The sequence below is a fragment of the Streptomyces fulvoviolaceus genome, assembly GCF_000718165.1.
GTDB lineage: Bacteria > Actinomycetota > Actinomycetes > Streptomycetales > Streptomycetaceae > Streptomyces > Streptomyces fulvoviolaceus.
Genome location: NZ_JOEY01000117.1, coordinates 1 through 8,214 on the forward strand (window position 1 = coordinate 1; position 8,214 = coordinate 8,214).

6 protein-coding genes and 2 pseudogenes are annotated in these 8,214 nt (G+C 68.9%); 3 read left to right on the forward strand and 5 right to left on the reverse strand.

Going from position 1 to position 8,214, the window contains the following annotated elements:
• Positions 1–709 (forward strand): annotated as a pseudogene (locus IG08_RS62295) (hypothetical protein); the annotation flags it as partial.
• Here the strand turns inward: IG08_RS62295 and IG08_RS58625 are convergent.
• Both IG08_RS58625 and IG08_RS0152635 read right to left on the reverse strand, forming a co-directional pair.
• Positions 656–1,143: pseudogene (locus IG08_RS58625) on the reverse strand (transposase family protein); the annotation flags it as partial. The pseudogenes IG08_RS62295 and IG08_RS58625 sit on opposite strands and share 54 nt — an antisense overlap.
• 67 nt (positions 1,144–1,210) lie before the next feature.
• Positions 1,211–1,591: a YrdB family protein gene (locus IG08_RS0152635; protein ID WP_030621843.1), complete on the reverse strand. Its 381-nt coding sequence runs from the start codon at positions 1,589–1,591 to the stop codon at positions 1,211–1,213.
• 530 nt (positions 1,592–2,121) lie between these two features.
• Here IG08_RS0152635 and IG08_RS0152640 point away from each other — a divergent pair.
• The gene (locus tag IG08_RS0152640) at positions 2,122–3,342 is read left to right on the forward strand and encodes a serine hydrolase domain-containing protein (protein WP_030621845.1); all 1,221 of its coding nucleotides are present in this window, start codon (positions 2,122–2,124) and stop codon (positions 3,340–3,342) included.
• A gap of 349 nt (positions 3,343–3,691) precedes the next feature.
• On the opposite strand, the gene IG08_RS0152645 is transcribed toward IG08_RS0152640, so the two are convergent.
• A complete protein-coding gene (locus IG08_RS0152645) occupies positions 3,692–4,480 on the reverse strand; it encodes an FHA domain-containing protein (protein WP_030621847.1) in 789 nt (262 codons plus the stop codon).
• A gap of 164 nt (positions 4,481–4,644) precedes the next feature.
• On the opposite strand from IG08_RS0152645, the gene IG08_RS56360 reads away from it, so the two are divergent.
• Positions 4,645–5,139, forward strand: a complete 495-nt coding sequence (locus tag IG08_RS56360; RefSeq protein WP_052425348.1) for a hypothetical protein — start codon at positions 4,645–4,647, stop codon at positions 5,137–5,139.
• Positions 5,140–5,163: 24 nt separating this feature from the next.
• Here IG08_RS56360 and IG08_RS0152655 read toward each other — a convergent pair whose 3' ends face one another.
• Together IG08_RS0152655 and IG08_RS0152660 are read right to left on the reverse strand one after the other, a co-directional pair.
• Positions 5,164–7,197, reverse strand: a complete 2,034-nt coding sequence (locus IG08_RS0152655; protein WP_030621851.1) for a serine/threonine-protein kinase — start codon at positions 7,195–7,197, stop codon at positions 5,164–5,166.
• Between the two features lie 164 nt (positions 7,198–7,361).
• Entirely contained in the window at positions 7,362–7,973 is a 612-nt protein-coding gene (locus tag IG08_RS0152660; RefSeq protein ID WP_052425349.1) for a hypothetical protein, read from the reverse strand.
• Positions 7,974–8,214: the final 241 nt, after the last annotated feature.

Below are 8,214 nucleotides of genomic sequence, written 5' to 3' on the forward strand. Positions count from 1 at the left end.
GAACGCGGGCCACCTGGCCGCCGGGCGCCTCGACGCCCACGGCAACCCGCCCGGCCGTCCCCGCCGCTTCTTCTACGACCTCACGGGTACTGCGCAGCACCGTGACGCCCAGGTCCGCCACGCCCTGACCCGGCTGCTGCACTGGGCCAGAACCTGCGGAGTGAAAGCCATCGCGGTCGAAGACCTCGACTTCACCACGGAGAAGACCCGCGAGAAGCACGGCCGCCGCAAACGGTTCCGGCAGCTGATCTCACGGTTCCGGCAGCTGATCTCCGGCATGCCCACCGGCCGACTCCGCGCCCGGCTCACCTCGATGGCCGACCAGACCGGCACCGCCATCATCGCCGTGGACCCGGCCTACACCTCCAAATGGGGCGCCCAGCACTGGCAAAAACCCCTCACCCACGACGACAGGAAGACGACTCGCCACGAGGCTGCCGCCGTGGCGATCGGACGGCGCGCTCAGGGACACCCGATCAGGCGACGGACGGCACCGCCCCGTGCACACCAGAGCGATGTGCACGGGCATCGGACCGTCCAGGCCGACCGGCGTGCCCTCGGGCGTACACGGGCAACCAGAACGCCCAACACCGTTCGGAGCGTTCGGCTGAGCATGAATCCTGGCAACAGGACTCACCCCCGCTCAGTCTCTAGGAACGGTCCACAGGATCGGTATGCCAACCGGCGTGCAAACCAGGTACAGGCGTAGGCCCCAGAAGAACCGGGAGTGGGACGCGCAATACCCATATCCGGCCCAGCCCGCCATCTCCGAACGTTTCGCTGTCGGCCGGGACATCCCACACGGCACTGGTGTCGAGTCGACGATCCAGTGGTGCCGAACCAGAAGTCCGTGTCCACGGCGAGCATCCGTATCGCCTTCTTCACCAGTGGCAATGCCGCCTTGAGGCGCTTGTTGTACCCGGACTGCTGCGGCAGATACGGGAACATCGCGGCCAAGTGCGTGTGCGCGTACCGCAACCAGCGCGTCTCGGAATGGAAGCCGAGCAGCGCCTGCGCGACCGCGAGGGTGATCAGCTCGGCATCGGCCAGCTGCGGCGGCCTACCCATCCAACGGCCGGCTTCCAGCTCATCATCGACCTTCACGTACAGCGCGGTCAGCAGAGTGTCCAGGTCATTCGTCACGCAACGATCTTGGACACCCTCTGTGTGTTCCCGAACGCACCGCCAACCTGACACGGCTGGGGCGGACTCAGTGCCTGACCAGCCACAAGACCCGGTCCCACGACAGAAGGTGGTACACGACCAGCACACCGGCGAGCATCACGGCGAGAGTGTGGGATCCCGCCGCGTACAACGCCGCCGCACCGCCGAAGAACACAGTCAGCTCCAGCAGGAACCGCAGTGGACCAGGTGTCGCAATCACCGTCCCCCCGGACCGGGATGCATCGTCTGGGGTGGCGAAGACTCCCCACAGCACGGCCACGATCAGGGGAACGGCAACCACGCAGACATACCGCAGGGAACCAGGCACGACAGCCCATGCCCAGAGCCCGAAGCACACCAGAGCCACCAGCTCCAATACGAACCTCACACCGAGAGACAACGGGTGAAAGCCATACCCGGACGACATACGCGCAGTTCCCTCCGTCGTAGTCCCTCCATGATCACAGCCCGCCGCACGGGAAGTTCAAGAACCACCAGATCAGACATCGGACTTATTCATCTAGTGGGCGAGGCTACTGACAGGGCAGCAGTTCGGTGGCGCCCTCCATGGCCGTGCCGAGGCCGGCAACGTACTCGTCCAAGCGTCATTCGGTCTTGCACGGCGGCAGCATGGTGAATCGTCAAGCACTCCGGGAGCGGCGAGAGAGATCCTGGCTTGTTCGCGGCCGTTGACACAGATCAGCCGGCCGTACTGCGGAAGTGCGGCTTCCGGGAGCGCACCGGTCACCCGGTCGGTATCGCTACCCGGTGCTGCGAGGTCGGCGAGCTGGGCCGTGCTCCGAAGACCGCCGCCCCATCGTCGCCGTAGAGCGTCAGAGCGACTCGCGAAGCGCCGAACAGGTGGACTCCTGCAAAAGGCGACCGGAGAAGGACTCGTACCGACGCACAGATGGTGACGTAGCTGCCCCGACCCAGAACTGAAAGAGGCACCGAGACGTGAGACGTCTTACCCCCACCCGCCGTGTCTTCGCCGCAGTGCTGCTCGTGGCGTCCGTGTTGACCCCGATGGCAGCGACTCCCGCCACCGCTGCCCAAGCCGTCACGGCTGCCCAGGGCGTCACACCCCACCGGTCCGTCGATGAGGACTGCCCTCCGCACGAACTGGACCGTGCGCTGACCGCTCGGCTGGACAAGGCCATCGAGAAGGTCCGTCAGCAGGCCGGCATTCCCGGTGTCGTCGCTGGTCTGTGGATGCCGGGCAAGGGCAGTTACGTCCGCGCGACCGGCGTCGCCGACAAAGCCACCGGCGAGCCGATGAACACCGACGTCTTCGTACGGATCGGCAGCGAGACCAAGACCTTCACCGTCACCGCGCTGCTCAAGCTCGTTGACGACGGCCGTGTCGGACTCGACGACCCGATCTCGGACTACATCCACGGCGTGCCCAAGGGACCCCGGATCACGTTGCGCCATCTTGCCGAGATGCGCAGCGGCCTCTTCCCGTACACCGAAGACGCGGACTTCCAGCACGATCTGCTGAGCAACCCGAAGCGCTCGTTCACCCCGCAGCAGGCGCTGGCATACGGCTTCAAGCACAAGAACACCTTCGCGCCGGGCAAGCAGTTCCAGTACTCCAACACCAACCTCATCCTGCTCGGTCTGGTGGTCGAAAAGGTCAGCGGGCACCGCCTCGCTGACTTCATCGAGAAGCGGGTTCTGCGCACCGCCCACCTGTCCCACACGCTGTTTCCGAAGGGCTTTGAGTTTCCTCAGCCGCACCCGCACGGCTACACCAACCAGACGCTGAGCGGTGAGGTCGCCGACACCACGAACTGGAACCCCAGTTGGGCCTGGGCGGCCGGGGCGATGATCTCCGACCTGCACGACCTGCGTCGCTGGGCAAAGATCGTCGCCACCGGCACGCTGCTGCGTCCGCAGACGCAGGTGCAGAGGCTCAAGATGCTGCCCACCGGTTATCCGGGCACGAAATACGGCCTCGGCATCTTCGAGAGCGGCGGCTGGATCGGGCACAACGGCTCCATCCCCGGCTACGAGACCGTGACCGTCTACCTGCCCTCCAAGAAGGCCACCATGGTGCTGATGATCAACACCGACATCACGTACCAGGGCCAGGAGCCGTCGTCGCTGCTCGCGCGGGCGATCACGGAGATCGTGACTCCGGACAACGTCTACGACCGGCCGGTGCCTGTGCAGTAGGCCAGGCCGAGCGGTCGGTCTTATGGCGGGCCGGGGCTGAGTTCACGGACACCGCGGGAGCGGACAGCTCCGCTGCGTGAGTGAACGGGGTCCCGCCCGCCGCCCGGAGCCGGCGCGGTCGCCACGAATTTCCCACGACAAGACCAACAAGCAACCGGACCGACAGCCACACGAACGACAGCCTCTGTCAGGACCTCCGAGTCCGGTGCATTATCGCGCCCCGTAAGGAGCGCGGGGCGGTGTCGACATGCGGCTCCGCCGCGTGGGCACGACCAGTCCCCACCGGCCCGCGGACTCACCTCACCGCGCCTCCAGCCGAGCGCTTGGCACAGGGGGCGTGACTGTCCCCTCAGGGTGCGGAGTTCGGCCAGGTCGCGTCGTCCTCCATCAGGTCCAGGTCCGGCGGCACGAGCGTCGTCGACTCCACCAGTCCCCTGATCAGGTTGTGCAGCAGCCTGTTGTCGCCGGGGCGGCCCTGCGACTTGTCGTGCAGCAGCGGGTACCGGAAACCGGTGCTGTCCAGGCGGCGGCGTACGGCCTCGATGCGGTGCTCGATCCTGCGCTCGTTCCATTTGCCGTCCGGGCAGAGGTAGGCGAGCTGCTTGGCGGCCACGGCGTACGTCAGGGGCCGCGGATCCTCCTCGTACAGCAGGTACCGCTGGCCGAGGACGACCAGCAGCAGCCGTTCGTCGTCGTCGAGCACCCAGGTCTCGGGCCGCACGGTCTCGGCGCGCCGTCGCGACAGCGGCCCCTGGTCGTCGTGGCCCGCGACATACAGCTCGACCAGGTGCTCACGGTAGCCCGAACCCTTCACGAACAACGGGGTGTACCCGGTGGCGAGCGGGATCGGCTCGGTGCTCATGTGCATCATCTGGCCGCGGGGCAGCCGCACGAGCTGCTGCCCGGTGTTGCGCAGCCACCACAGTCCTTGACGGTACGTCAGCTCGCCGTGCCGCCGGCTCACTCGCAAGTCGTCCACGCCGACGCCCAGGTCCACGTCCGGCTTCTCGCCGCGCCCGAAGCAGAGGGTCAGGCCCGGCCGGGGCGGGGCGCTGAGGCCGCCGGTGACCGTGCGGGCGTGCAGGGTGCCGGGCGTGGTGGGCGCGACACCTCGCGCGAGGCTGGCGGAGAGAGGCATCGCTGGTCTCCTCGGTTCGTGGGCTTCTCGGTGCGCGTACGGCGCACTGACCAGTGTCCGCGTCCGCTCCGGGACCCCTCCCCAGGACGGGCTCATATAAAGATGCGTGTCCCGATGCCCGGGTTCAACGGCACCCTTGGGCACACGAGTTGAGGGGTGGAGCGATGAACACGAGCAGGGACCGGGTCGGCGTCGGCGTCGGCGTGACGCTGGCTGTGATGGCCGTACTCACCGGCTGCGGAGGGAGCGGCGGCCAGGACGACGGCTCCGCGGAGGGGGCGGAGCCGTCGTCCACGAGTACGCCGTCGAGGGCGAGCGGCGCGAGCACGCCGACGGAGACGGAGCGGCCGTCCGCTCCCTCGCCCTCTCGCACCAGTGGCCCCGCCGACGGCACCGATGTCGGCGCCTGCTTCGACGGTCGCTGCGAGATCGCCCTGTCGAAGCCCACGGCCATCAAGGTCGACAGCCGGTTCAGCGTCAGCGATCTGCGGGTCACGAAGATCACAGCGGATTCCGTGGTGCTCCAGTCCTCGGGCACCGGCGGCACCTTCCTGAGCACGTCGCTCGGCGAAGGCGGCACCGGCATCCAGAACGACCTCGGCTTCCGGGTGAAGTCCCTGGACGGTGGCACGGCGGTGCTGGAGTTCTTCACCGACTGACTCCCCGCTGGCCCCCTGGGAGTGTCAGTACGCCGGCTTCAGCGCTCCCCCGGGAAGCTTCCCTTCGTCCTCCCGGGCCACGCTGCACATCACATGGCGGAATCCGGCGTCCCACTCCTCGTCCGAGGAGGACCACCCCCACATCTCGTGTCCGTCGCCACGGGCCCAGTTGACGCCGTACTTCTCCTCACAGAGATCTCCCTTGTCCACGCTGTCCGCCGAGCCGTCGCCAGAGGCCCAGGTCCAGCCGACCATCTGCTCGTCGTGCGGCTTGTCGCAGCTCACCAGGATCTCGGTGTACGTGCCGTCTTCGTCCTCCTCGGAGTTGACGCAGTCACCCGGGCCCACCTGCGTCACGTACACCTCGTCGCCGAACCTGCGGAAGTCGCCGATCGGCCCGCCGAGGGTGGCGTTCTTCAGGAAGAGCAGGCAGGCCGAGTCCGGCGGCTCGCTCTGCCCCGTCCCGGGCGTGAGGACGTACAGCACCGGGTCGGCCATGGTCTTCCGCAACTCCGCGGTGCGCCGGGTGCACTCGCCCTGTACGGCCTCCGCACCGGACGCCTGTGCTGCGCCGTCGGCCGCGACGGTCGCGACGACCTGCCCCTCAGGGTCGTCGTCGTAGCAGTCGACGACCTTCAGGCCGGGCCGCCCCTTGAACTCCCCGCTCTTCCAGTCGGCGTCGACGCACTGCCCCGGCGCGAGACCCTCCCGCAGCCCCACCTGCTCGCCGTACGGGTGGGCGCCGCGGGTCACGGTCGGGGACGGAGTCGGAGATGAAGTGGCAGCGACCTTCGCCCTGGCCTCCGGGCTCTTCGCCTCGGCCCCCTCGTCTCGGTACGTGGCGGCGCCCAGCGCGAACCCGCCGCTCCCGACCAGCACTGCGGCGAGCGCCAGCACCACAGGCGTAAGCCGGCGCTGCGGTCGGGGGGCGCCGCCCGAGGTGAACCGGGCGGGGGCGAGGCGAGCTTTCCAGGAAGGCGCTGAATGGCCGGTCTCCGTCGCGGTGGCAACGCCGTCGGCGTCCGCAGCGGCCTCGGACCCGACCGGGCCCTCGGACCGCCCGGAGTCCCCGGGCTCGCCGGCACCCCGGGACTGCCCCGATCCGGATCCGTGGCCGGCCACACCGCGTCCCGAACCGCCCGATGCGAAGCCCGCCCCGGCCGGAGCCTGCGCCCGGGCAGGGCCTGGGAACGTGGCCGGTGGCGCACCACGGGTTCCGGTATCCGCGCCCTCGGCGAGCAGTTCGCACGCTTGCTCCGCCTGCATGCGCTCCGACGGGTCCTTGGCCAGCAGCCCCATGATCACGCGCCCGAGCGGGCCGCCCGCCCGCTGCGGCACGGCGGGTTCCGTGTTCAGCGCCGCCATGAGACAGGCGTCGAGCGTGTCCCGCTCGAAGGGGGCGGCGCCCTCGACGGCGAAGTAGAGGGTGACGCCGAGCGAGAACAAGTCGGTTGCGGGCGTGGCCTCGCCACCGGACAGCCGCTCCGGCGCCACGAAGCCGGGGGTGCCGACCACCATGCCGGTCTGGGTGACCCGGGTCTCGCGGGGCCACAGCGATATGCCGTAGTCCGTCAGGAGGATCCGGCGGTCGGCGACGCCGGAATGGTCCGGCGCCAGCAGGATGTTGGAGGGTTTCACGTCCCGGTGGATGATGCCGAGGCGATGCCCGGCCCAGAGCGCGTCCAGGGCCGCCGCCCCGATCCCGGTCACCTCGTCGCTCGGCAACGAGCCGCGCTCCTTCACCACGGCCTGCAGATCACGCGTACCCGGCAGATACTCCATCACGATCCACGGGCGGTCGTCGTCCTCCACCACGTCGTACACCGTGATCACGTTCGGGTGCTCGCGCAGCTGCGCCGCCTTCAGCGCCTCCTTGCGTCCCCGGCCGACGAGATCACCGCCGGTGCCGTCCGGCTCCCGCGGTACGTCGATCTCCTTGACCGCGACCTGGACCCGGAGCTCCTCGTCCTCGGCCAGCCATACGTCTCCCCCACCGCCGGAACCCAGCCGCTGCCGCAGCCGGTACCGCCCGGCAATGACCCGTTCGTCCCGTGCCACCAACGTCCCCTTCTTCGACCGCGTTTGTCCACCGGCCGCCCGGAACCTTCCGGCGACCGCCGGCCCCATGCTCACTCGACCCGCTCGGGAGCCCTCCCGAACCACCCGCGGACGCCCGTCCGCGTCAGGCCACACCCCCGGATCGCCCGGGTCCGCGCCGCCGCTCACCGGACGACCAGCGCCTGGAAGGCGGCCTTCACGTCGGACTTGGTCTCCGCGACGTACTCGCTTGTCGAGTCCTCAGTGGTGTAGATGGACGCCGGGCAGCTCGTGCCGCTGATCTGGATCGTGCGGTTGGCGACAAGCTTCCCCGTACGCAACTCGTACACCTTCACCGGGATCGCGATCTTGTGGAAGGTCACGTACGAGCTGGCGCCGGAGTAACCGCTCTTGTAGTACGAGCAGGTCTCGACGGAGCTTCCGTAGGTCGGCTCGCCCATGCAGACCACCAGGACGGCGTCGGCGGGGTCGCCCGCCTTCCAGGAGCCGGGGAGCTGCTTCGAGAAGTCGGTGCTGTACTCGTCGTAGGCGTAGAACAACGCGCGGTTGGTGCCCTTGCCCATGGGCTTGGCGCCGCTGTACTTCGCCGGGCTGGAGCAGTACTGGGGCTGTGCGCCGGACCCGCCGGCGAGCAGGTCGCGGACGTTGTCCAGCTCGATGCTCAGCGTGGCCTTCCTGGCGCCCGTCCGGGCCTGGTCCGCGACGCCGTCGTCGGGGTACTGGTCGAGCAGCTGCTCGTAGTGCGTGCGGGCCGGCCCCCAACTGTCGTTCGCCATCAGGTCGTCGGCACATTCGACGAGCGCGGCGGGCCCGGTCCGCCGGACTGTGTCCGCGGTCCGGTCCAGGACGTCGTTGCCGCGCTTCCGGTCGCGGAGCCAGTCGGTGACGGTAACGGTGTCGCAGGGGTCGTCCCGGGAGGGGAATCGGGGTTCGTTCGTCGAATGTGTGACCTTTCCGTGTGGTGTTCGTTGGGTGTGATGAGCGGGTTGTCGAGGGGCTGTACGGGGGGTGTGGGGT